We start from the raw sequence: 25,997 nt of genomic DNA on the forward strand, positions 1-25,997 counted from the left end.
TAAAGATGGTTCATGGCTTTGCGCCATTTTCCCATATAACCGCTTATCGATTACTGCTTGGCAGCCTCATCCACCTCGGCAGTGATTTGGTCCCCGCCTTGTTTTTTCCAATCCTGAACGAATTGGTCGAACGTCTCAAGCGGTGCGGCGCCCATAATAATTTTCAGGAATGTTTCCTTTTCCAGCTTGTCGAGGCTTGCCCATTTGCCTTCCATCGTTTTGGTTTGGGAATACGTCACACTGTAGGTTTTCTTGTACGGCTGTTGAAGTGCAGCCACACCTACGAATGTAGAATACATCCGCTTCCATACACCCAAGTCAGCATTCGGATTCCAATATTCGATATCTACCTTATCGTAGGGCTCCAGCTTCACCTTTTTCACGTTTTCGGCATCAGCCTTGAGCAATTTATAACCCGGGATGTCCAGCTCTTCCGGTTTCTTGGTGCCTGCTAGTACTTCCTTGAGCATCTTCAAGGTTACGTCCATTTCGTCCATCGGAGCGAATACCAGTCTTAATGGATAATTGTTAATAGCGACTTTCAGGTCGAATTTCGACTCATCACGCAGCAGCAGGTTGACCATCTTGATCGCGGCCTCCGGATGCTCATAGCCTTTGCGAACGACAACAAATTGGTTCGATGGTGTACCCATATGCGGGGTAAATTCACCCTTGGCGTCAAGTGGAACCGCATAAGCCTGCCAGTTGGCTTTCGGATCGTTTTTGATTGCATCTCCCAGAGGGCCATAGCCACCCCACCACATACCAAACCAAATACCTGATTTTCCCGCCTTGATCAATTCAGTAGCATCCTTACGTACGCTCATCTCTCGATCAATTAAGCCTTTGGCATACAGGTCACGCAGCTTGGCAAGCGCTTCCTTGGTCTCACGCGTGATTGAGCCGTAAACAGACTTGCCGTCAGATCCCTTGATCCAGAATCCAGGGTAAGCATGATACGCCGAGAAGATCGGGTCAAAGCCATAATTATTGTTATTCGGTACAATGAAGGTCGCATTCGTAAAGCCACCGGATTGAGGCCCGGTGATTCCTATCGTATCGGCCTTTCCGTTGCCGTCAGGGTCTTGCTCGACGAACGCTTTGGCCACCTTTTCCAGCTCATCGATCGTCTTGGGAACCTGCAAACCGAGCTTATCCAGCCAATCCTTACGAATCCACATCATATGAACCATGTCAGACTCCGTCGTGACATTTGGCAGCGCCATCAGCTTTCCGTTGAATGTTACATTTTTAGTGGCCAATCCCTTGGTCGTTTCAATAATGCTTTTAATCGCAGGTGAAGCAAATTTATTGTAAACTTCAGTTAAATCGGCGAGCTGTCCTGCCTTGACCATCTGTCTAAGCTGTGTATCGTTGACAATCATCGTGTCCGGCAGGTCGTTACTGGCTATGGATAAATTGACCTTCTGGTCATAATCTTTACCTTGAGCTGCCTGCCAAATCATTTTGGATTCAATATTCAGCTGCTCTTTGACATATTTGGTGTACTGGTTGCTTTCCGGCGTATCTCCTGGTGGCAGTGATTTATCAGAGGGATCGATGCTTTTTCCAATGTTAATCGTGATCGGTTTGTCATATTTGCCGAATGGATCTGCTGCTACAGCTGCTACTGCACCTGCGTTCGGTGTATTCGCTGCGGCTTTCGATTCCTCCTTGGTCGAATTCGTATTGCTGCATGCGGTTATCACAATTAACATAGCTGCGATTGAGATCTGGATGGATTTTTGGGTCTTACGCATGTTAACGCCCCCTTCTTTCCTGTACGAATGATCTTGCTGTATAAAAGTAACATATAAATACCGCTTCCCCGGATAGAAAGCGGTTACGGGTTCAGGTAGGTATATGCTCGACAATTTCTCTTCTTCCAAACAAGCCCTCTCGTTGACCGACCTCCTTCTTCCTATTTATCGGACATTTCCCTACCCTCGCGCATGGTTAGCCTAAATTCACTTGGCAAAATGCCGATTTGCTCGCGAAAGGAGCGACTGAAGTATTTCTCGTCCATATATCCGGTATTTTCTGCAATCCAGACAATCGTCTTATTCGTGTACAGCAAGTATTCCTTCGCCTTCTCCACGCGCAGCTGACGCAAATAATCATTAAATGTTTTACCTGCGATTTCCTTAAAGCATTGGCTAAAATAACTGCGGCTCATATTGACTCTCCTGGAAATGTCCGCTGCGGTAACCTGCTGGTGCAGTTCTTGATGCAGCATCTGAATCGCCTTCATTACACATTCGATCACCTCGGGGGAAAATGCCGGCTTCGCAAGCGCTTTGCGAATCAAATCACGCACCTGTACGAGCCATTTTTCAACCTCATGCCAGCTGTCAAAGGTAGGATTAAGCTCTAGCTTCACCAGGCCAAGAGGCACGAATAACCGATTCCACTCGTCTGTCAGCCCATATAAAAGCCCGATTAGCTTCACCTGCGACAGCCGCAGCAGCTTAAGCTCATATACAAGCTTGCTGAACACCAGATCGGTATGAATCCATTCATGGGAAGACCACTGACTCTTTAATACATAAGAGTTATCTTCAGAAGAATTCCGTTGGTGAGCTGTGGAATTGTTCATCGTCAAGTAGACAATTGCAGGTTGATCAGGATCATAATCATAAAAAAATTCCTTCTCCCTGTACTCCCGTAACCATCGATGTATCTCCTGCTGCTTGTGACCCTTTAAACCATTCAAGCCGAACAGCATCCAGCCATGCTGGCCAGCAAGACTGCTGATTAGCTGCTCCATGCGTAGCTGCGCAATCGGGTCTTCCGGTTGTACTGGATTCGACAGCCATAGATTGGGCTCGACCTCAATCCATTGAAGTTCATGAGAACCCAAGCCCTCCTGTTCACTCCAAGGCCTCATCCCTTTAAATCTTAATTCCTTGTTCAAGGCGATCCATACATAGGCACGATCCGAGCTGAAGCCAGCCTCATCCTGAATTACTGGCTTGTTTCCTTCCGCCAATAATCCTGCCTGCATAATCCGCTTGTGAATTCGCGCCAGAACTTCTTCAAAGCGTTCCTTCTCCAGCTGTACCTTGGCAATATAGTCAATAGCACCGAGACGCAGTGCCTCCTGCACATATTCAAAATCCTGATGAAGCGTTAGTACAACAATATGAATCTGCGGCAACTGCTGACGAACCAACCGCATAAGCTCAATTCCTGACATTACCGGCATGGCCAGATCGGTTAGCAGCAGATCGACAACGTTGGTTTGCAAAAATTCAAGCGCACGCTCTCCATTATTGGCCTCACCCACAACCTGCATATCAAATTCGTGCCAAGGCATTGCCGATATTAAGCCTTTGCGAACTAATTTATCGTCATCCACTACGAGTACTCTAATCATGGATACTTACCTCCTGAACAGGCAGACTTAAAAATATTGTCGTTCCTTCCCCAATCACACTGTCAATTCTAAGCTCCGCCCGCTTACCATACTGGGACTCGATCACACGTTTTACATAATTCATACCAATCCCCATGCCAACCTTTCGCGTTTCCACTTCCTGATTGTTTAATAAATGACGAATCGTTTCCTCCGACATGCCGGAGCCGTTATCGTGAATCGAAATCTCAATACATTCATTTAATCGGACATTAACCTGTATGTATCCGTCGTCGTTTAATCCATGATAAAGTGCGTTTTCAACAAGCGGCTGCAAAATAAATCGAGGAATCGGCATTTTCAGTACACTCTCATCCACATGAAGCTGAACATCAAATTTAAAATCGTATCGTATTTGCTGCAAGATCAAATACTGCTGGAGTGCGTCAATTTCCTCCTGCATCGTTGCCGCCTCACCCAGCTTGCCCAAGTTATAATACAACAGCTTGTTCAAGGACGAGACCAGACGGTCAATTTCGCTTTGACCATTCATGACAGCCAACCAATGCACCGTATCCAATGTGTTCATCAAAAAATGCGGATTAATCTGATACAGCAGCTTCTCCACCTCCAGATCAACCCTCCGCTTCTCCTTCTGCTCTACCTCACTGAACAGCTCCCAGATTTGCCGCTTCATTTGGCGAAATTGATTGAGTAAGTAATCAAACTCGGGAATTTGGGTCGAGGCGGGTTCATACTGCCTCTGGTTTTGCGCCAGCAGCTTGATTTCTTTATTAAAATGATTTAAAGGGCGATAGACCATTCTCCATAAAATCCAACCGAGCAGCAGGCTTACACCTATAAACAGCAAGGTAATCAGTAATATTTGCACAAACCAGCGGTTCATTTCTTTGTTATAATCAGCTTTCGGAATCAGCGAGATCACGCTCCAGCCCTGATTACTTGTCTCCACGAAACCATAATAGCCATTGTACTCACCCAATTTGCGACCGTCGGTAATCACCGAGAAGTAAGAATCACGCGGAAATATATCGGCCACCTCGCTGTAAGCGACTCTGTTGTTGTTGTCCACAATCAGATGGGATGGCCTGCCTCCAAAAGGATCATTATTCAAAATCGTCTGTGTCAGCCGAAACCCGCTTTCAATATACACATAGACATCATCACGATCCGGGAGATCCACCTTTCTCAGTGCCGACAATACGTATTGGTTGTCAAAGCGATTGTTGCTAATATGCGGTCCATAGTAGGAAATCCCATAATATTCAGCAAGCAGTGGCAGTGAGTTCAAGGAAAAGTTCTCTTTAACCCCCAGGTTCTCAAAATTGTATGTATCGTCCTGTTTGAAATAATACAGCGTAAGCCCGACCGACGGATTGGTAAACGAAATCAGACTCAGCTCTTGTTTGATTTCATCGGTCATTTGTGCCCTTTCGTAGGGCTGGCTGGCCGAGAGCAGCTGATCCAGCTTCTTGCCTACGGCCCCTTGAAAAGCTAGCTGCTGAGAAACATGATTCAGGTTGGTGATCGTATTTTCCAGTGAAAGCTCAACCTGCTTCAGATTGCTCTGGATACCGGTTTGAATTTTATTGGTGAGCAGCGAGTAGATCGTATAATAAGAAATAAGTCCGATACTGATAAAAGGAATCAGGGCCGTGAATGAAAAAATGATCATAATTCTACGTTTCAAGGTTAAGTAATCATATAAAAAAGAACGCCAACGCTTCATTGTCAACATACCGCTGTGCACATCCTCTTATCCATCTATACGTATAGAATGGCACTTTTGGTAAAATTACGCAATAGAAAGGATGCGTTCCAAGACTTGTATCTGAATTAAACAATTATCCACCTCCTGTATGGGTCAGAACCTAAAAACGGCCGCCTCCAGGCGACCGCGATCCATTCTGAAGCTTATGATGGATCATCCTTTTCCATTGGCAATCCCTCTGTCCTATAAGACGAAGTTTGATTTGAAGCCGCTTTTGTTATTTCCTCAAGTCGGATGGCGCCCTCAGAGGATAACCATTGAATCAGAGGCTCCTGCTTTGGATAGTGCTTTTGCCACTTCACCAAAGGGTTCGAAGCATAGGCCGATTGAAACAGGAAAAACATAGCGATTCGGGCCACAGCGACTGGGAGTATATGCTTCTCTTCATCCGTCAGTGGTCCATATCCCTCTATAAAAGTTCTGTCAAAGCTGTAGGCATACTCCGGCAGCAGCACATAGATAACCCATAACGCGTAGGCGACATCGTGAATCCTTGTTCCTTGCTGCATAAAATCAAAGTCCATCACACAGCTGACTTCATCCCCCGCATAACCCAGATTCCAAAAGTGCCAATCCCCATGAAGAACCGCTTTCGGAAGTGAAGCTTCAATCCGTCCCCATTTGTTCGACAAGTCTTCAAGGATGAGCTCCATACTGGAAAGCTCGGCTTGAGGAACCATATCAAGACTCTTTAGACGGTCGTTTGCGTGTTTGTAATAAACAGAGCTTCGATAAAAGGACCAGCCCGGTTTAGGACCCGGATGTACATGCTCCAGCGCCTGATGGTAAGCCCTTAAGCTCCGCGCGCTGGCATATACCTGGCTTTCCCGACATTGGAAAGGCTCAACCGCCACAAACGCGGACACCTGAAGCAATTTATCCTTACATCTTATAAAAGAGTCGCCATTCTTCGCCAAAAGAGGTGCCAATACCGGCAGCCCCTTCGCACTCAGCTCCGCAAGCATTTTTCCCACATATCGCAGATGCTTGATCGTATTATTTTCGTTCAATATTCGAACAACAAATTCACCTTCGCTGGTCTCCATTTTTACATTTGTATTAAATGCTCCACCCAGCTTTCCAAGAACCTTATGAAAACTGCCTATTTGAAATTGCTCGCATATGAGGTTCGGCTTAAAATAATCCTCATTCATCGAAAACTTGGAGTTTCCCATACCGTTCGCTCCTTGCCATCAAGTAATTCGCCCACATCTGATACAGCTCAGGGTCCAAGGCTTTAACATGCGTGAGAAAAGAATTTAAAACGTTAAGTTTGGACAACCCTTTGAACATAACCAACGGAATGTGGTATTGCTTTGTATAGCTATTGACTAGATCGATCACTTTGCCAGTTGGTTGGTCCTGATCAATAAAAATATGAAATACCGCGGCATCAATTCGCGTGAACCCAAGCCTTATCATTTCATGAATAATGAATAAAATACGCTCCGTATCGCTTCGAGTCATCGCACCCTTTTTTTTCAAATAACGATCCAGCGATGCTCCCTGTACAAGCTCCATGATCAAGTAATTCGGACCTGTTTCATACAGCTTAGGAATGACCGGTGAACCCTCTGCACGACAATACGACTTGTATTCCATTTGAGCATGCTGTTCGTCGCTATATATTTTGATACACCGATCGGAAGCAAGCTTATAGACCCTCCCCTGTTTTCCTTTCCCGATCAATACGGCCCCTTTAAGTAACTCCTGGATATCCAAGCGTTTCACTCCTTTGGTTATGAATCGTATTTTAATATATTCAGCTTGTGCTAATAAAACTTAGGACAATGCTCCGTATCCCGCGTATTTCAGCAAAATCCACGAATGTACATATCAACGAATCGCTAGATGACATATGCTTAGAAATAGATACAAGTAACTTGTTTGGGAGGTGAATGCATGCAGGCTAACAAGCGAGGAGTGTCTAAGAATCAAATCCTTTCCATCCCAACCCAACAATCTGCGGGCAGCTCCATTCAAATAAGTAAAAATCCGATCAGCCAACTGAGCCCTAACCATACGGAATCCGCTCTTTCCCCAAACCTTGCTACCCCTTTGCGGATTCTGATGGTTATTGATCAATTCAATATTGGCGGAACGGAAACTTACATCCTCTCCTTAACCCGCGAGCTTTTAAAAAAAGGGGCGGCTGTCATCATGGCTGGTAAAAAAGGAAAGCTGCTGGACCACTTTCTCGGGCTGGGATGCCTTTATTATGAAATCGATTTTGTTCTGGACACCTATGAGCCTGATTCGCAAAACAGGGAACTGTATATAAAATTCATTCAATCCATCATAGCTGCAGAACGAATTGATCTGGTTCATGGTCACCAAATACCCTCGGGAAGAATCGCTATCACCGCTGCGGATCGGATGAACATTCCTTTTGTGTTCACCGTACATGGCAACTATTATGACCCGGAATTCCTCCAATTGCTGCAACAATCCTCGACTGTTACTTGTGTTAGTCCTTCTATACAACGTTCACTGGCAGCGAAAGGTTTTGAGTCCATCCTGGTTCCCAATGGACTCGATGTCATGGAATATCAGCCTTATGCCCCCTTCTATCGGAGGTATCTGCGTCAAAAACTGGCTATTCCCCAGCATGCAAACGTAATTCTGTACGCAGGCCGCCTGTCGTGGGAGAAAGCGGATATTGGTGAGTACATGATTCATGTTACCACGGCCTTAAGATACACGGATGATCCGAATTTGCATCTGATTATTGCTGGCGGAGGCAACAAGCAAGAGAACATCATCAAACTGGTCAACAACCATCGCAAGCTCACAGATCATCCCTATCTTCATTACGTTGGCGAAGTTACCGACATGTGTGCTTACTACTGTATCAGCGATTATACGATCGGCACAGGACGAATAGCCCTTGAAGCTATGGCTTGCCAACGGCCCTTGTTAGCGGTAGGTACACTCGGAATATTGGGTTTGGTGAAGCCGGATCTATACGAGAAAGCATGGGAATCATGGTTTGGCGACCATGCTTGCCCACAAATACTATCCGGTGCCCTGCTCGCCAATCAAATAAAGAGTATGCTGCTTCTGGAACAACAACAAAAATCGGATATTGTCAAAGCCGGGAGAAAATTCGTGATGGATCGCTTTCATATTTCACAAACGACTGAAAAACAGCTGAACTTATACCATCAGGCCATCCAGTCAAAATCTGCACGGAACACTAATCTTTTATGAAGGAGTGATAGTTTTGGAGAACTATCTAATTGGGCCATGGGACCATCTCACGAATACGCTGCCGCCTGGGACCGTTCTGGAGCAATACGTTCCCCCCGAGCTCGAAAAAGTTGCATATCAGGTGATGGAGCAGTACGAAATGCTTGTGTTCGACATGCTGCTGATTACTTCCAAACCCGATAAAGGCGGAGCTATCTGGAGAATTAATACGGATCACGGCCCACGCAGCCTTAAAGTACTGCATAGAGATCCCAAGAGAAGCTTGTTCAGTATCGGTGCCCAGCAATATATGGTTGAGCAAGGTGCCAAGGTACCTGCCTTCATTCCCAATAAAGAAAACACGCTGTATGTTGAAGCCGGAGGCAAGCTATGGATCGTGACGGATTGGATTGAACCGCTGCAGCAAGTCTCAAAAATCGATCTGGAAGGTGCCGCCGCGCTTTGCTACGGACTTGGAGAATTTCATAAGCATTCCCAAGGATATGCCCCTCCATTCGGTGCGGCCAAATCGTCCCGGTTGTACGGCTGGACCAACTATTATGAGAAAATTATGGCCAAGATTGGATGGTTCGAGGATATTGCTACCGTCTATCGGGAAACACCATCAAGTGAGCGTTTGCTTTCTGTTATCGATGAGTTTAAAAAACAGGCCCAAGATATATTCGCTCGTTTCCAGACATCGCCCTATTTCAAAATGATAGGCAAAGGTGAGCAGCACTGGGGGCTTGCTCATCAGGACTACGGTTGGTCCAACGGTCAGATGGGACCCGGTGGGATATGGGTCATTGATCTGGATGGTGTCGCTTACGACCTACCCTTCCGTGATTTACGTAAATTGATAACGAGTACGATGGATGATATGGGTAACTGGGACTTGAACTGGATTCGCGGTATGATCGGTGCTTATCACGCGGCTAATCCGATTGATCAGGATATGTTTGAGCTCTTATGGATCGATATGGCGTTTCCTAACGAATTTTACAAGCATATCAAGGAGATCGTATTTGATCCGAATTTATTTTTGCAGCATGAGCTTGAGCCTATTCTGACAAGGGTGTTGGCAACAGAAAGCAGTAAATGGCAGGCCTTAACCGAGCTAGAACAGGACAAAGCCCTTTATCTACCTGCACAATACTCGACCGAGGAAATCGAATCCAAATGGGAAGTTGTCCGCACGGATCCTGTTCGACAAGGTATCAAACTTCCGGTGGGCATCGATATTCCACAAATGCCTTGGGCAGCTTCCGAGAAACAGGAGCAAGAGCTTACTCCCGTATTCGATGCTGATTTCGCTCACCAGCAGCAAGATGCCATTCCTGCTTTCGATACTGATGTCGCTCACCAGCAGCAAGATGCCATTCCTGTTTTCGATGCTGATGTCGTTCACCAGCAGCAAGATGCCATTCCTGTTTTCGACACTGATTTCGCTCATCAGCAGCAAAAAGCCATTCCTTTTTTTGATACTGATTTGGATTACCAGCAGCAAGATGCCATTCCTGTTTTTGACACTGATTTGGATTACCAGCAGCAAGAAGCCATTCCTGTTTTTGACACTGATTTGGATTACCAGCAGCAAGAAACCATTCCTGCTTTTGATACTGATTTGGATTACCAGCAGCAAGATGCCATTCCTGTTTTTGATACTGATTTGGATTACCAGCATGAAGCCATTCCTGTTTTCGACACTGATTTGGATTACCAGCCGTATACGCCATTGTCCAATCCGATCTACGTATCAGACTCTGATACTTCGACTACACCTGCTCAATCTGATCATTTTGGTCTGTTTACACATGCCCCACTTATTTATGAGCCAGCAGGAGTGCCTATCATGCATCCGCCAGCAGCCGTTGGGATTCAAGAGTTAGCTGCAAATACAGTCGCACAAGCTGACAACAGCGCAGCTGCACAGCCTCCTGCTAATGAGCCGGAACGGATCGTCATTCAAATTCCTAAATCTTCTAGATTGAAGAAAAAAGTCAAAAAAGTGGTTGTTAAGACCAAACGTAAAACACGCAAAAAACAGTTACAATCGCGGCCTGTATCCAAACTGAAAATCGTTAAAAAGCTTAAGAAAACGACGGTGAAAAAAGCTGGGCAACCATCCTCTGTAACCAAAAAGAAAATGGTAGGCAAGAAAAAACAAACGACTTCGCTTAAATCTTCCAATAAACCAATTTATAAACCAAAGACGCAGAAGACAGCCTGATTATGAAATAGATGCTTACGATGTAAGTTTTCTATTAAATTTAGGAGGATACGGCCTAATGAATATTTTAATGATTTGTACTGAAAAACTACCTGTTCCCAACATTAGGGGCGGTGCCATACAAACTTATATCTGTGGAGTTGCTTCGCTATTAAGCAAGCATCATAGAATTACGATCCTTGGAAGAACAGATCCTGATTTATTAAACGAAGAAGTCACTGATGGTATCCGCTATGTCCGTGTAGATTCAGATGGAGTTTTAGATCTTTATGTTCAAGGGGTGATCAGCTTCCTCTCGCAGAGTCAGGAGCACTATGATATCATTCATATTTTTAATCGTCCGAAGCTCGTTGCTGCCGTTCACGAGGCCGCACCGGACTCCAGAATTATATTAAGTATGCATAACGACATGTTTAATCCTTTGAAAATCAGCAAAGCCGAGGGCAGCGCTGCCATTGAGCAAACTGAACGGATCATTACCATTAGTAATTATATTGGCAGTGCGATAAGTGAATACTTCCCTCAAGCAGAGCCGAAGCTCAAAACGATTTACTCCGGGGTTGATTTAAGCAAGTTTGCCCCTTGGACCGAATCCCAGTATTCGTTGCAGGCCAGAGAAAGTATTAGAACGGAGCACAATCTTGCATCCAAAAAGATAATCCTGTTTGTAGGGAGATTGTCGCGTAACAAAGGTCCACACGTCCTTGTCCGCGCCATGTCTCATCTGCGGCATTCCGATGCCGCGCTTGTCATTGTAGGTGGTGCTTGGTACAGCGATAATACGATTAGTGACTATGTCGCTTATGTCCGCGCTCTAGCTGTGCGTTCCCCTATACCCGTAATCACAACCGGATACGTTCAAGCTCACGATGTTCATCGTTGGTTCTGTGCGAGTGATATTTTTGTTTGTACCTCCATCTGGCAGGAGCCGTTGGCAAGAGTCCACTACGAGGCAATGGCTGCAGGACTCCCTTTTCTCACCACCAATCGGGGAGGAAACCCGGAAATTGTAAGGGGTAATAATGGCATTCTAATAACGGATCCGGAAGATCCCATGGAATATGCGCATCATCTTAATTTGTTGTTATCTGATCTTCATAGTTCTCGTCAAATGGGTCTGAATGGCCGTCGTATGGTTGAGCAGCATTTCACTTGGCAGCGAGTTGCTGACGACATCTTGTCCGTCTGGGAACGCAGATAACGAACCCTTCAGACTCAGTTCCTAAGCTGGACTTCCTGACGACAGGAGTCCAGCGTTAGGGCTGATGCAGCAGCATTTTCTATCTCCATGTAAGCAGCTTGTACACTTACATAGATTTAATAACAATATCTTCCATGAACGATTGATCAACCCGGCAAGTGCCCGGGTTGATCACCGCTAAAGCTATTAAATTTACATGTCCTTCCTTAAACCTCTTCGTCGCTGTCTTCTTCTTCTTCTTCTTCTTCTTCTTCTTCTTCTTCTTCTTCTTCTTCTTCTTCGTCTTCGCTGTCCTCGTCTTCACTTTCTTCGTCTTCGCTTTCTTCGTCTTCGCTTTCTTCGTCTTCATCTTCTTCATCATCTGCTTCAGGGGCTTCCAATTCTCCAGTCTCTACATCCATCTCGACTTTGTCACCATTTTCCATTTCTACTTCAATTTGATCCACTTGAGCCCAATCCACTTCACTCAACAAACTGCTAATTACAGATTCTCTGGATAAGGAAGGCGCTCCGTCCTCTCCCTCTTCTTCCAGAGAATAATCCCGTGTCTCCCCGTTCAAATATTCCACTTGAATTTCTACAACCTCAGGATGGTTGTCAAGCATTAGCTTCACTTGATCTGCCAATGACACCACGATCATTCCCTTCGCTTCTAATTTTGAAACTTCTCAGGTTTCCCTGTATTCTATGATTTCCTAATCTAATTGTGTAGGCTTTTGATAGAGTAGAAAGGCGGAATTCAGTTGACCCCACTACACTTATTGATCAAAGCGCATATTTTTCTATGAACTGCTAATCGCCCTAACATATAGAAAATGATATTCATAAATTAATAATAAATTCATATTAGCAAGGAGCTCAAACCTTATGAAGGGATTAATTCTCTGTGCAGGCAAAGGCACCCGGCTCTACCCCTTTTCCGAAGCAACACCAAAAGTATTACTCCCGGTAGCGAACAAACCTATTCTCTATTACTGCATTGAACAGTTGATTAAATTACAAATACGTGAGATTGGAATTGTCATACGTCCCGAGCACCTCGCGCTTTTCATGAAAGAAATTGGCACAGGTGAGCAGTGGAATTTGGATATTACCTATATTCATCAATTGCAGCCCCTTGGGATTTCAAATGCAGTTCTTCAGGCCGAATCCTTTATTCTGGATGAACCCTTCATCTTATTATTAGGGGATAACCTGATTACAGAGTCCTTGGAGCCTTTGGCTCAAGCCATTCTTTATGATCACCATGAGGTCGCGATTATGCTGGGAAGCGTTGCAAACCCACAGGATTTTGGCATTGCGGAAATCGCCGGGAATCGAATAGTAGGACTTGAAGAAAAACCTGTATCACCCAAGTCTAACCTCGCCGTTCTGGGAGCTTATGCTTTTAGTGCAGACATATTCAAGGCCATACATGCAATAAGACCCTCTCCAAGAGGAGAATATGAAATCACGGATGCCATTTCGTGGATGATCGATCATGGCTATTCAGCAGTCTTCCACAAGACAGAACAAAACTATTCAGATGTGGGGACGATGGAACGATGGCTTGAAGCGAATCACTGGATGCTGGAACAGATGGATACCGATGGATTGCTGAATAATCGCAAACGTTTGGACGAATGCATAATCATTCCCCCTGTGCTCATTGACCCTACCGCCTTATTAAGGAACTGCATCATCGGTCCTTATGTAACCATTGGTCCGCAAGTTAAGCTGGACGGTTGCCATATGGAGAACTGCATCTTGCTGGAAGGACTTGAGCTGTTTGATACTGGAACTGCCCTAAGTCATGCCATTCTCGGTCCGCAATTAATGTACGTGCTGACCTACGGAGGAACCAACAAATGAATATTCTAATTATGGGAATGGGCTATGTCGGCGTGACTACAGCTTTGCTGCTTACAGAGCTTGGGTGGAATGTAACAGGATTGGACCCGAATGAGTCAAGGATTCGAATGTTGAGTCAAGGCGTACTCCCCTTTTATGAGCCTGGCTTGGACGATGCATTAAGAAAGCATTTGGCTTCCGGCAGGATCACGTTTACCTCAGAGGTGGACATGGCTGTCTGCGATAATGAAGTCATCTTCCTCTGTGTCGGGACACCCTCAGGAAGTGATGGCAGTGCGGATCTGAGGTTTGTTAAAGAAGCAGCGGAGAGTATCGGTAAAAACATGCCTGGATACAGACTAGTTGTTATCAAAAGCACGGTTCCTGTTGGAACCAACGAACAAGTAGTTCAATGGATTACCCAAGCCCAGCTTACAGCGATTTCTTTTGACGTGATATCTAATCCTGAATTTCTGAGAGAAGGCAGCGCATTACGAGATGCTCTTGAGCCTGATCGGATTATTATTGGCAGTGAAAATGACCAAGCCACAGAATGGCTTCGATCTTTATATGAGAAATTAAGCTGTCCTGTTGTGGTTACCAAGCCCAAAACAGCTGAGCTGATCAAATATGCTGCAAATGCCTTTTTGGCTACGAAAATCTCCTATATCAATGAATTGGCCAGACTGTGCACGAAATTAGGAGTGAATATTGCCGATGTTGCAGTCGGGATCGGGATGGATCATAGGATTGGAGCGCACTTTTTAAGAGCAGGTATCGGATATGGAGGCTCCTGCTTTCCCAAGGATATCCATGCGCTGCTGTTTACAGCTCAGGAGCATGACCTGAGCTTAACGATTCTAGAAAAAGTTGTGCAGGTCAATCAGTCGCAAGCTGTCTATTATTTGGACATTTGGGAGCAGCTGCTGGGCTCGTTCAACGGGAAAACAATCGCGGTATTAGGCATTTCCTTTAAACCGGATACCGATGATATCAGAGAAGCACCCGCAATCGGCATTATTGCAAAATTACTGAAAAGCTCTGCTGTGATCAGAGTCCACGATCCGATAGCCAAGCTTCCGGGCAGCATGTACTCCGAACAGCTGCAGCAGTTCGATTCCTTGGAGGAAACTATTCAGGATTGTGATGCTGTCATCCTATGCTCGGAATGGAAGCCGTATATCACGGCGGACTGGGGACAATTAAAAAGCCTCTTGAAGCAGCCTTTCCTGTTGGATGGCAGAAATATGCTGGATGGCGCGCAATTAACTTCACAGGGCTATCATTATTCTGGTATTGGCATGAACTGGACTCAGATGCACAAATAAGAAAAGCTTCTGATCGAAGCCTATTCGGTGAAGATACATTCGTGTCCAATAGGTTGCTTTTCTTGCAATATCAGAATATTCAGCTCTGCTGAAAACTTATAAATTCTGATATTATAAAATAAAGTCGACGTACCTAAATCAGCTAAAGGATGGTTGTTATGCAGATATTAGTCACTGGCGCTGCCGGATTTATAGGTTCACATCTATGCGAGCGATTGCTTCAGGATGAAAACAATCAGGTCATCGGACTGGATGCCTTTGTCCAATCGGCTACTCCCAATTGGATGAGGGAGCGCAATCTTCGAAAGCTGCTTCATCACCCGCGGTTTTCTTTTATTCAGCAGCATATTTTGAAGGTTTCATGGGAGAACCTGCTCCCACAGGTGGATATTGTCTATCATCTGGCGGCAATACCTGGTGTTCGCTCGAGCTTTGGCCCCGACTTTGAGACTTATGTGACGAACAATATTTTGGCTACGCAATGCTTGCTGGAGGGCTGCCGACAGTATCCGGTCCAGAAATTGATTTACGCTTCAACCTCTTCCGTATATGGAGAAAAGACGGGGCAAGTCAACGAGCTTACTCCAACAGATCCCTTATCTCCGTATGGAGTCAGCAAGCTTACCGGGGAACAGCTGTGTCACGTATACGCTCATAATGATGAGGTTCCTATCGTGATCCTTCGTTTCTTCACCGTGTATGGTCCGAGACAGCGACCGGATATGGCATTTCACCGTTTTATTAATCACATTATGCACAATAAACCGATACCCATATATGGTGATGGTCAGCAAACCCGAGACTTCACATTTGTAGAAGATTGTGTTCGAGCGGTTGCCCAGGTTGCCTATGCGGATCATGTCATCGGTGAAACCATCAATATCGGTGGTAAGGAACGCGCTTCGGTTCTGGAATGTATTTCTATATTGGAACGATTGGTTGGCAAAAAAGTGGACATTCAGTTTATCCGACCTACGTATGGGGAACCCAGGAATACTTGGGCAGATATTACTAAGGCCCAATCCTTACTGGGCTACGAGCCTAAGATGGATTTGTACCATGGACTTGAACAAGAAATACACGATATATATGAAATGACTACAATGATGCCTGCATCCGACCAGGATTCAAAATAGTAATAAGATTATTCATTTTCAAACAATGAAGCCTCCCGTTTCCACTTTAACCGTGGAGCGGAGGCTTCATTGTTTCTATAATGGGGCTGTACAAAATTTCTTAACGGGTACGAATCACAATTGCAGCAAAATCATTCAATTCCGGTATTTCAATCGACATCTCCTGTTCGGTTTGGACAAACACAGCTTGGGGTTGGGATGGTTCGGATAGATGAATAGCCTCACTGCATGCTTCTAATCCATGAAGCGTTACCTTCAAGTCATAGACAGGAAGTGGAGTTGTATACGATACACCGTTAAAGCCGGAAAGGTTCAGCACATGCAGGATATAATTGCCATCAGGCAACTTGTGAAAAAACACCTCCACATTCGTCGGCGCATTTGTCGCCAGAGTCAACGGTTGATCCAGAGTATGATGGAGCAAGTCCATAACCGCGTTTTTATGATCGGCATAGCCATGCTTGTAATAGAGCTCACCAGCCTGCCATGGGATATACACAGCCTTGTCGTTCCCATTCATATGGATGCCCGCTCCCCAATGCTGCTCGGAGATTCGATGACCGGAAGCACGCTCTGGCGGACCAAATGTGGATGGAATAACGTAAGGAAGCTGCTTATCCGTATTCGGTCCAAATTCAACGCGGTAAAAGCTGTCGGTCAGGAAGATCCAATCACGATCAGGAAAGCTAGCAAAAAGCTCCTTATTGTCAGTTAGCAGGTAAGCGGCCTCTTGCGTGTGTACGTGCACACTTTCCAACTTGACATCAAACCTGTGCTGGAGAAAAGACGCATTCTCAACGCCTTCGGTGAAGGACCCACCTGTACTGAACAAACAAACACCTTGTAGATAAAGAGCTTCCAGCGCCTGCAGCTCATCCTCGGAAAAGCTCGTAATATCCGGGATCATAATCACTTTATAGCGCTTGGGCGATCCTGCTTTCGTCGCGAGAACATTTTGATCCAGAACGTCGAACAGCACATGCTCCTCCTTCAGCATTTTGTAAAGCCCCAAATATTCCTTCATATTTTTCTGAACGGGCTTGCCTGGCTTGATCAGGGCGACATCGGACATTGAAATAAAATTCCCATAATATTGTTCATTGTTTTTGTGATACTCATAGATGGCCGCAACCGTCGGCAAATTCTCACGATCTGGATAATCCTCGAACACGCCGATAATGCAAAAATCGAGTCCCGATCCACTCGCCAAGCCTTCCTTCAAGCGAATATTAACCTCATGCTTGGATACGCCGGTAAACCGATGGACCAGATCAATCGCATTGATGCAGCAGTTGCTGACCAGCTTATCCTCCCAGGAATCCTCCAGCGACTGCACATTTTCCGAGGCTGAATACAACCAAACCGGATGGGGACGCTTGTTATCCGTATTCGATTCCTTGCGGACAATATCGACCTTATGCTCGTTATACGTCGAAATCGCGATATCCTTGTTTTTGCTTTTCACCAGTGCATGGATAAGATCCAGCATTTCCTTGGTGGTCGCATCCTGGAACAATTTATACTGGCGGTATACCGGATCATCCAAGCTTTCGGTTAACGGTAGATGCAAACCGCTAAATTCATGAAATTTGGCCTTGCAGCTATCGCAAAAGCAGATTCCGTAATGAGTGCCGCTATAATCACGCGTCTGATAACCGAACATGTTGAAGAAAATGCCATCCACACCGTAATTTGATATCACTTCGTCAATCATTTGCAGTGAATATTCTCTTTGATAGTAGCCGTTAATGCACGTATGCACGATCCCATGATAATTGACCTCTTTGCCCTCACGGGTTCTGTAAAACCATTCAGGCCGTTTGTCAAAAATCGATTCATGCGCTTTACTGAAATCAAAACGGGCGATAAATTTCATGCCATGAGCATGCGCTTTTTCGATAGCTTCCTTCAGCAAATCCTTCTGCTGGTTAGCAGCCCGGTATTGATACTCAAGCTTTGTCGGATAAAAGGCAACGATCCCACCTGCGTTCATCATCAGTACATTCGTGGATAATCGCTGCAAATCTTCAATCAGACGATCCACATTCAGATTAGCATCCGTTTCACGCAGGTTATTTTGAATTAATCGTAAATTGTTTGATTTCCACCAGCTCATAACTTTGCCTCCTAGCAAGATGAAAGTTGGGGGAATAAGAATCGCTGCGCGACCGAAGTGTTCTTACGATTGCTGTTGTTCATGGAAACTCTGATTGAATCAGACATTTAGCGGTAAGTTTACATGAACAAAGGCACCGCTCTGCTATCTCCAGAACACCACGGTCGCTCCACTCCTTATTCACCCAACTTAAAGATTTATTTTTCAAATTCTATGAACAAGCATTCCCAGATGTCCAGCCGTGGTATGGTGATGGCTAGTTTACCATCCGTTACGGTAGATGTCATCGCTTGACCGGAGATCAGCTGACGGATCTGTGTGACCTTGCGGTCAACCAGCTTCAGCCTGACTTCGATGTCGTGCAGCGGGATGTTCGTTGCCAGCGGGCGCTTTCCGACACCATTAACCAGATGAATGAGCATGGTATTGCTTTTTTCAAAAACGGTCATCTGCAGACCATGAATGTTGCTGATCTCAATTAGCTTATCGTCACCAAGAGCCATATCGATAACATTGGACAGCAGCTGATAATGCTCACCCAGCTTGAATTCATTAATCAAGTGACTGAGTGAAAAAGGCATGTACACAGCATGGCCTGTGCCGGTTCGATTCCGGATCACGAGCGGCAGATCCGTATGGCTGATCGGAAGCGACGCCCGCTCCGGGGGCGCTCCCACACTCTCAAGTGGTGAGAACGGCGGTACCAAGGTAGCAAGCACCTGCGTATCGCTGCCAATCGGCTTCACATACATCACCTTGCCTCGTTGTGCGATCAAGCCGGTATGCTCCATACCCTTTTGCAGTGGATTGTTATCTCCCTCAAAGCGCAGGTAAGATGCTGTCAGCGCCTCACTCGTGTATAGCTGGTTAGAGATGCCCAGTAATTCAAGCAGTTGCTCATTTTCAGGAACTGCACCTTCGACGACAATAGTTCCGCCACCTTTCACATATTGATGAAGGGTCGCAATAAACGCGTCACTAACTTTCATTCCCTCAGGGATAATGAGACCCTTGTAGCGTGACAATTTCTCAGAGGTTGCATGTACACTGAGGATGACATCAAATGGTATTTGCATGTTGATCAAGCCATCAGCCCAACCCTCTGCCGATGGGTCACCTGTCCACATCATCGCGATTTGCGCGACACCGACCGCATCCTCCATATAGCTCTCTACTTTTTCTACGCTGCGATTGAAATCACTCACTACGTCCAGAATCCGTTTGTCTTCGATCGTCTCCGGTATGCCTGTTAACGAATGCCAGATATTCCCGCCTTGAGCCGGAATTTGTGACAGCCAAAAACGGTATTCCGCTGGCGGAAGTCCTGTATGCCGCCAGTCCATACCTGGACTGGAATGAACGATCCCGCATGGTGTAGGCCGACCCGGCAATGATTTGCCCAGCTTCATACTGAGGGCAGGCTTCCAAAACTCAGGAATATGATGATGCCCAAGCGACAAAATATCCTGCGGCTCCGTGCAGTGCAGATCTGAGGTTTGCTCACTATCCAGCATATTAGCTGGGTACAGGTATAAAATCATCGGAAGTTCAGGATTTTTCTTTTTGATAAAATTGTACCAATGGCTCGCATTGTTACGGAAGCAGGTGGGTGCCCAGCTCGGATCAAATTGGCTTTTATCGGCTGGAAGCGGCTTTTGAAACAGCTTAAAGTATTTCTTCTTGCAAGCTTCACACCAGCAGGGTACGAAACGAGGCGCATTAAAAAAAATCCCGTCGATGTCATAATTGCTAATGACCTCATCCAGCACCGGAATAGCTACATCCTCATTGCGATAACCACCATTCAGGCAGGTCGACATCAACAAAGACCAATTTCCCGGTCGTCCTGCACCTATGATCTCGGGTTCGCCTGATGGCTGTCGGATGAACCATTGCGGCTTTTGCAAATAAAACTTGTCTTCCGTCTTGCTGAAGTCAAACCGTGCGATGAAGCGAATACCCTGCTCATGACAAGCTCTGATCACTTCCTTCAATAAATCGAAGTTGTGCGGTAAATATTCATTAATTGTATGGAAAGGCACCTTGGATGGATACCAGGCATAAATTCCCGCCACGTTAAAGACGATGGTATTGGCCCCCATCTGCTTCATTTGGGCAGCAAACCGATCCGGTTCGATCAGCGAGGTGTCTTTAATCTGCAAATTGGTTTGAACTACACGCAGCGGCTTTTGCCACCACGCTTTGGTATGGTTCTGCATGATTGACCCTCCTGTGAGCTTCCGTAGGAAGCTTTCTTCGTAAGCATCTACCATAGAAACGGTTACCAGAGGAAGCCCCCGGTAACCGCACTCCGTTCATTTCATTTTCACATTCAACGCGCTCTGTGCTTATTTCTTGTTAAATTCCTTGTAGGCCTCGGTGTTTTCCATATAAGCTTTTTTCATTTCAGGCAGGTTGTTTAATTTTTCAATATAGGCTTTGTACTCATCCATCGAGATTTGTCCTACGATCGCTTTGGTCATCATCGATTTCCATTCGCTTTCATATTTCGGCCAAGTGCTGTTGAAGGTCGCAGAGTACACATAGCGGAAAGGATCTACCTTGCCAATCGTGTCATAGGCTTCGACTTCTTTTTTCTTCGCATCGTTATAAGCTTTGTCTCCTGATGCGCTTTCCACCTTACCCCATTTGGCATAAGCCAGAACGCCCGCGCCTTTACTTGTGGTATTAACCTCTTTCACGCCCTGCTCAGTCAATACTTTTTGACCACCGACTACTTTATGATGCACGCCCTCCAGTCCATAATAACCAAAATCGGTCATTTCATCGGAAGCTGTGTAGTCGAAGTATTTCAGCAGTTCCTTAACCTTGGCTTCAGGAACCTTCTTGGAAATGTAATAGCCGCCGGATACACCTGTGGATAACACAATGGCGTCGCCCTTAGGTCCTTTCAGATTGAGGTTTATAATTTTGGAATTTGGCTGTGTTTTGTTGATGGAATCCTCCCACTCTTTGTCCCACCATACACTGCGGGCATAGGAAGCGGCTCTGCCAGTCTTGTACAGCTCTTCAGCTTGCGTTTTCTTCATAACCGCGAATTCCTTGGACAGCACACCATCGGTATACAAACCTCTGAACCAATTCACCATCTCGGTCCACTGCGGAGTCATTCTCTTGTCGATCATGCCGCCTTCTGCATTATAAGTAGGGTCCAGCGCACCGAAGCCGGCCGCAAACGCGTCGTCTCCATCATTAATAATGACACCGTGTCCGATAAGACCAAGCGTATCCTTCTTGCCATTGCCATCGGGATCGCTATCGACAATCTTCTTCAGGGCAGCTGCATATTCATCCAAAGTAGTCGGCACAGCAATATTCATCTTGTCGAGCCAGTCCTTACGGATTTTGATACCGTTATCAATTCGTGAACGGGAACGTGGAACCGCATAGATTTTGCCGTCAACCGACAAATACTTTTGCCAATCCGGGGCCATGTTCTTTTTCAGGTTCGGATACTGGCTCAGATCGCCAAGAAATGGAGTTAAATCCCAGAAGGCACCATTCTTGATCGCACTGCGCAGTGTCGGCCAGGTAGAATCAGGGGATGCCACGACTTCTGGAAGATCAGCTGATGCGAACAACAAATCTGCTTTCGTTTTCAAATCGCCATCGGGTACCCATTCGATATCCAGCTTGCTATTGGTTCTCTTTTGCCATTCAGTCCAATACGCATTTTTCATATCAGGCACTTCGTTGTACAATCCGGCAAAAATTTTAATTTCCAGCGGCTTCGCCGGAGCCTTGGTATCAGTCGCAGTTCCTGTTCCAGCTGCCGCAGGTGCAGCTTTCTCTGTAGTACCTCCTGAGCATCCAGCAGCTAAAGATAAAGCAACTACACATGAAATGCCTGCAGACCATTTTTGAAACGCTTTCATTAAATTGTCCCCCTTAAAAGTTTTTTATGAAGTCAAAACTAACTTCCAAGCCAAACTTCAGTTTGTTATGGCATTGGGCCGGGACTCCGTTCGTTGTCCGAACGTGAACCCCGATAACCCGATATTAAATGCCAAACAACCGGAATCATACAGACAATTCATGCTAAACGCTGCTTAAGTCAAAAACTGTCCGGGCAGCAAGATTGGTCTGCCTTCGTTTTACTCAAATTCGATCAGCAGACACTCCCATATATCCAACTTCGGAACGGAAACCGCTAATTTGTCCTGCTTGCTCTCAAATTCTAATGGCTGCCCGGAGATGAGCTGCTTCACAGCCTTCACGCTTTTACCATTCAACCTGATCGACACCTCGATCTGATGCAGCGGAATATTGGTAGATAGTGGACGTCTGCCAACTCCGTTAACAAGGTGGACAAGCAATGTCTTATCTTTTTCAAAAACAGTCATTTGCAATCCCTGGAAGTTGCTGACTTCAATAAATTTATGTTCAGCGAGTGCCATATCAATCACATTGGATAAGAACTGGTAGTGCTCACCCAATTTATATTCATTGATCAATTGGCTTAAGGAGAACGGTAGGTACAGCGCGTGGCCTTTTCCTGATGGATTCCAAACGGCGAGTGGTAAATCCGTATGGCTAACCGGCAGTGAAGCACGTTCCGGAGGTGCTCCCACACTTTCAAGTGGTGAGAATGGCGGCACCAATGTCGCCAGCACCTGTGTGTCTGCTCCCGTTGGTTTGACATAATTGACCTTGCCGCGATGAGCGATCAGCTCGGTATGCTCCAGTCCCTTTTGCAATGGATTGTTAGCACCCTCAAAACGCAGATACGAGGCCAGCAATGACTCGCTTGTGTACATATCCTCTGAAATACCAAGCAGCTTCAGCAGAGCCGGGTGATTCGGAATCGCTCCCTCGGCAAAAATATGACCGCCAGCCTGGACATAGTCGCTAATAATTGCAATAAACGAATCCGAATATTGCATGCCTTCCGGGATAACAAGACCACGATATTGTGAAAGCTTATCAGCTGTCGCCTGTGCCTCCAGCAGCACATCAAAAGGAATTTGCATATTGATCAAACCATCAGCCCAGCCCTCTGCCGAAGCATCTGCTGTCCACATCATGGCAATCTGCGCTACGGGAGCAGCCCCATCCATATAGTTCTCGACCTTCTCGACGCTGACGTTGAAATTTTTCACGACATCCAGAATTCTTTTGTCACCAATCGTATTCGGTATCCCTGTTAAGGAATGCCAGATGCTCCCGCCATGAGCCGGAATTTGCGACAGCCAGAAGCTGTACTCAGCCGGAGGAAGCCCCGTATGCCGCCAATCCATACCCGGACTTGAATGCACGATGCCAAAAGGAGTCGGACGATCCGGCAGGCTGCGGCCCATTTTCATACTTAAAGCAGGCTTCCAAAATTCCGGAATATGATGATGTCCGAGCGACAAAATATCCTGCGGCTCCGTGCATAACATGTCAGTCGTTTCCGCACGATCAAATAAATTATCATGGTACAGATTGTAGTAAAGGATCATCGGAATATCTTTGCCGGTTTGTTTGATCATTGTGTACAGGTTATCCATATTATCGCGCAGGCAGGTCGATTCCCAGGCCGGTTCGAAAGCTTTTCGTTCCGTCGGCATTTCCGTTCCGTACAGATTCGCATATTTGCGGCGGCAGGCTTCACAGTAGCAGAGGGTGTAATTAGGTGCATTGAAGAAAATCCCGTCAATGTCATAGTTATCGATAATTTCCTGAAGGACGGGAATCGCCACTGCCTCATTCCGGTAAGCGCTGTTAATGCAAGTAGACATCAGCAGTGACCAGTTGCCCGGCCGTTTGGCACCAATCGTAATCGGCTCACCTTGAAGATCTCTTGCAAACCAATCCGGCCGCTGCAAGTAGATGGAATCCTCAGCCTTACTGAAATCGACACGTGCAATAAACCGGATATCCTGCTGATGACACGCTTCGATGACTTCCTTTAAGAGATCAAAGCTTGTTGGCAAAAATTCATTCACCGTATGAAATTTGACCTTGGACGGATACCATCCATAAATGCCGCCGACATTAAAGACAATTGTATTGGCTCCCATATCTTTCATTTGAGCAGCCAGCTCCTGCGGATCGATTTGATCCGTGTCGCGGACCTGAAGATTCGGTTGAATAACACGCAGCGGCTTTTGCCACCAAGATTTGTTCGTTGTATCCATAGTTTCCTCCTGGAAACGGCTACCAGCTACGTGTGTGTGCCAATGGTCTGGAGGCTCCACACGGCTTGGTAACCGTTGAATGGTTGTTGTATTTGCTTACTTGCTCTTTCTTACTTACCGGTAAAAGATTTGTACGACTCGGTAAATTCCTTGTAAGCTTTTTTCATTTCCGGTGTATTGTTAATCTTGTCGACGTAGGCCTTGTATTCATCCAGCGTAATTTGACCAACGATCGCTTTAGTCACATTGGCTTTCCATTCATTCTCGTATTTAGGCCATGTGCTGTTCCAGGTATTCGACACCGTGTAGTTAAACGGATTGACTTTACCGACCTCATCGAAAATTTCCACTTCTTTTTTCTTCGCATCATTATAAGCTTTGCTGCCTGAAGCACTCTCTACCTTACCCCACTTGGAATAGGCAAGCACACCTGCGCCTTTGCTTGTGGTGTTGACTTCCTTGATGCCTTGATCATTCAGCACCTTCTGCCCGTCGACAAGCTTGTAGTGTACACCCTCGATACCGTAGTAAGCCAAATCCGTTAATTCATTGGAAGCGGTTTGGTCAAAATATTTCAGCAGCTCTTTCACCTTGGCCTCTGGAACCTTTTTGGAAATGTAGTAGCCGCCGGATACACCGGTTTGCAGCTCAATAGCGTCTCCCTTAGGTCCTTTTAAATGCAGGTTCAAAATTTGAGCGTCTGGCTGTACTTTCTTGATGGCGGTTTCCCACTCATTGTCCCACCACACACTGCGTCCATAGGAAGCGGCACGGCCGGTTTTATACAATTCCTCGGCTTGCGTTTTCTTCATTACCGCAAATTCCTTGGAAAGAATGCCATCATCAAAAAGCTTTTTGTAAAAAGCAACCGCGTCGCTATACTGCGGAGTCAAACGGCTCTCAATCATACCGCCTTCGGCATTATAAGTAGGATCCAAAGCACCGAAACCTGCGGCAAACGAAGGATCAGCATCCTTTACAATAATTTCGTTACCGATCAAGCCAAGCGTATCCTTCTTGCCGTTACCGTCAGGATCGCTTTCTACGATTTTTTTCAAGGCTGCCGCATATTCATCCAAGGTTTTCGGCACGGGAATACTCAGCTTGTCCAGCCAGTCCTTACGGATTTTGATTCCAGGATCAATTCGGGAACGGGAACGCGGAACCGCATAGATTTTACCATCAACCGTCAAATATTTGAGCGCGTCCTTGGCCAGATTGTTTTTCAGGTTCGGATATTCGCTCAGATCGCCAAGGAAAGGCGTCAAATCCCAAAATGCGCCGCTGCGGACAGCATTCAATAGTGTAGGACGCACCGCAGACGGCGCTGCCAGAACCTCGGGAAGATCCGCGGAGGCCAGCAATAGATCCAGCTTCGTATTCAAATCACCGTCCGGAACCCATTCGATGTCAAGCTTGGTGTTCGTTCTTTTTTGCCATTCGGTCCAAAACGCGTTTTTCATATCGGGAACTTCATTGTAAAGCCCGGCAAACATTTTAATTTCGAGCGGCTTGCTTGTACTGCCAGTGCCTGCTGCTGCACCCGGTGTCTGAGATTGACCTTCGTTGCCTCCGCAACCTGCTAGTAAAGATAGAGCTACCACGCCAGATACGCTGGCTGTCCATGTTTTTGATGATTTCATTTAATAAATCCTCCTGAATCGTATGGTTTCATAAAAA

At 46.0% G+C, this 25,997-nt stretch carries 17 protein-coding genes; 6 read left to right on the forward strand and 11 right to left on the reverse strand.

Going from position 1 to position 25,997, the window contains the following annotated elements; all coding sequences use genetic code 11:
• Positions 1-50 precede the first annotated feature (50 nt).
• From BK127_RS01975 to BK127_RS01995, 5 genes are all read right to left on the reverse strand, one after another.
• Positions 51-1,760, reverse strand: coding sequence for an extracellular solute-binding protein (locus tag BK127_RS01975; RefSeq protein WP_076228015.1), 1,710 nt, complete (start codon positions 1,758-1,760; stop codon positions 51-53).
• A 161-nt stretch (positions 1,761-1,921) separates the two neighbouring features.
• Positions 1,922-3,376, reverse strand: a complete 1,455-nt coding sequence (locus BK127_RS01980) for a response regulator (protein ID WP_076228017.1) — start codon at positions 3,374-3,376, stop codon at positions 1,922-1,924.
• Positions 3,369-5,105: a sensor histidine kinase gene (locus BK127_RS01985; RefSeq protein ID WP_372237339.1), complete on the reverse strand. Its 1,737-nt coding sequence runs from the start codon at positions 5,103-5,105 to the stop codon at positions 3,369-3,371. Before BK127_RS01985 ends, BK127_RS01980 begins: the two co-directional genes overlap by 8 nt.
• A 185-nt stretch (positions 5,106-5,290) precedes the next feature.
• On the reverse strand, positions 5,291-6,322 hold the full coding sequence (locus BK127_RS01990) for a phosphotransferase (protein ID WP_076228022.1): 1,032 nt from the start codon (positions 6,320-6,322) through the stop codon (positions 5,291-5,293).
• Positions 6,294-6,869, reverse strand: a complete 576-nt coding sequence (locus BK127_RS01995; RefSeq protein ID WP_083688980.1) for a hypothetical protein — start codon at positions 6,867-6,869, stop codon at positions 6,294-6,296. The genes BK127_RS01990 and BK127_RS01995 overlap by 29 nt, the downstream gene beginning before the upstream one ends.
• A gap of 180 nt (positions 6,870-7,049) precedes the next feature.
• On the opposite strand from BK127_RS01995, the gene BK127_RS02000 reads away from it, so the two are divergent.
• The 3 genes from BK127_RS02000 to BK127_RS02010 are packed head-to-tail and all read left to right on the forward strand — an operon-like array spanning position 7,050 to position 11,767.
• Complete coding sequence (locus BK127_RS02000; protein WP_076228027.1) at positions 7,050-8,357, forward strand: glycosyltransferase; 1,308 nt, start codon at positions 7,050-7,052, stop codon at positions 8,355-8,357.
• Between the two features lie 13 nt (positions 8,358-8,370).
• Entirely contained in the window at positions 8,371-10,566 is a 2,196-nt protein-coding gene (locus BK127_RS42370) for a CotS family spore coat protein (protein WP_083688981.1), read from the forward strand.
• 58 nt (positions 10,567-10,624) lie between these two features.
• Positions 10,625-11,767, forward strand: coding sequence for a glycosyltransferase family 4 protein (locus BK127_RS02010; RefSeq protein ID WP_076228030.1), 1,143 nt, complete (start codon positions 10,625-10,627; stop codon positions 11,765-11,767).
• A gap of 206 nt (positions 11,768-11,973) precedes the next feature.
• Here the strand turns inward: BK127_RS02010 and BK127_RS42890 are convergent, their stop codons facing one another.
• Complete coding sequence (locus tag BK127_RS42890) at positions 11,974-12,393, reverse strand: hypothetical protein (protein ID WP_179097353.1); 420 nt, start codon at positions 12,391-12,393, stop codon at positions 11,974-11,976.
• A 241-nt stretch (positions 12,394-12,634) separates the two neighbouring features.
• Here BK127_RS42890 and BK127_RS02020 point away from each other — a divergent pair, with 241 nt between their 5' ends.
• The 3 genes from BK127_RS02020 (at position 12,635) to BK127_RS02030 (ending at position 16,061) form a co-directional block, all read left to right on the forward strand.
• On the forward strand, positions 12,635-13,618 hold the full coding sequence (locus BK127_RS02020; RefSeq protein ID WP_076228032.1) for a sugar phosphate nucleotidyltransferase: 984 nt from the start codon (positions 12,635-12,637) through the stop codon (positions 13,616-13,618).
• A complete protein-coding gene (locus tag BK127_RS02025; RefSeq protein WP_076228035.1) occupies positions 13,615-14,925 on the forward strand; it encodes a UDP-glucose dehydrogenase family protein in 1,311 nt (436 codons plus the stop codon). Before BK127_RS02020 ends, BK127_RS02025 begins: the two co-directional genes overlap by 4 nt.
• 158 nt (positions 14,926-15,083) lie before the next feature.
• The gene (locus BK127_RS02030; RefSeq protein WP_076228037.1) at positions 15,084-16,061 is read left to right on the forward strand and encodes an NAD-dependent epimerase/dehydratase family protein; all 978 of its coding nucleotides are present in this window, start codon (positions 15,084-15,086) and stop codon (positions 16,059-16,061) included.
• A gap of 100 nt (positions 16,062-16,161) precedes the next feature.
• Here the strand turns inward: BK127_RS02030 and BK127_RS02035 are convergent, their stop codons facing one another.
• From BK127_RS02035 to BK127_RS02055, 5 genes are all read right to left on the reverse strand, one after another.
• On the reverse strand, positions 16,162-18,177 hold the full coding sequence (locus BK127_RS02035) for an alpha-amylase family protein (protein WP_076228039.1): 2,016 nt from the start codon (positions 18,175-18,177) through the stop codon (positions 16,162-16,164).
• A gap of 197 nt (positions 18,178-18,374) precedes the next feature.
• A complete protein-coding gene (locus BK127_RS02040; RefSeq protein ID WP_076228041.1) occupies positions 18,375-20,396 on the reverse strand; it encodes an alpha-amylase family protein in 2,022 nt (673 codons plus the stop codon).
• A 129-nt stretch (positions 20,397-20,525) separates the two neighbouring features.
• A complete protein-coding gene (locus BK127_RS02045) occupies positions 20,526-22,073 on the reverse strand; it encodes a type 2 periplasmic-binding domain-containing protein (protein ID WP_076228043.1) in 1,548 nt (515 codons plus the stop codon).
• Between the two features lie 219 nt (positions 22,074-22,292).
• Positions 22,293-24,317 carry an alpha-amylase family protein gene (locus tag BK127_RS02050; protein WP_076228045.1) on the reverse strand — a complete coding sequence of 675 codons (2,025 nt, stop codon included), beginning with the start codon at positions 24,315-24,317 and terminating at the stop codon, positions 22,293-22,295.
• A gap of 110 nt (positions 24,318-24,427) precedes the next feature.
• A complete protein-coding gene (locus BK127_RS02055; protein ID WP_076228048.1) occupies positions 24,428-25,960 on the reverse strand; it encodes a type 2 periplasmic-binding domain-containing protein in 1,533 nt (510 codons plus the stop codon).
• Between the last annotated feature and the right edge of the window lie 37 nt (positions 25,961-25,997).

Source organism: Paenibacillus sp. FSL H7-0331, assembly GCF_001956045.1.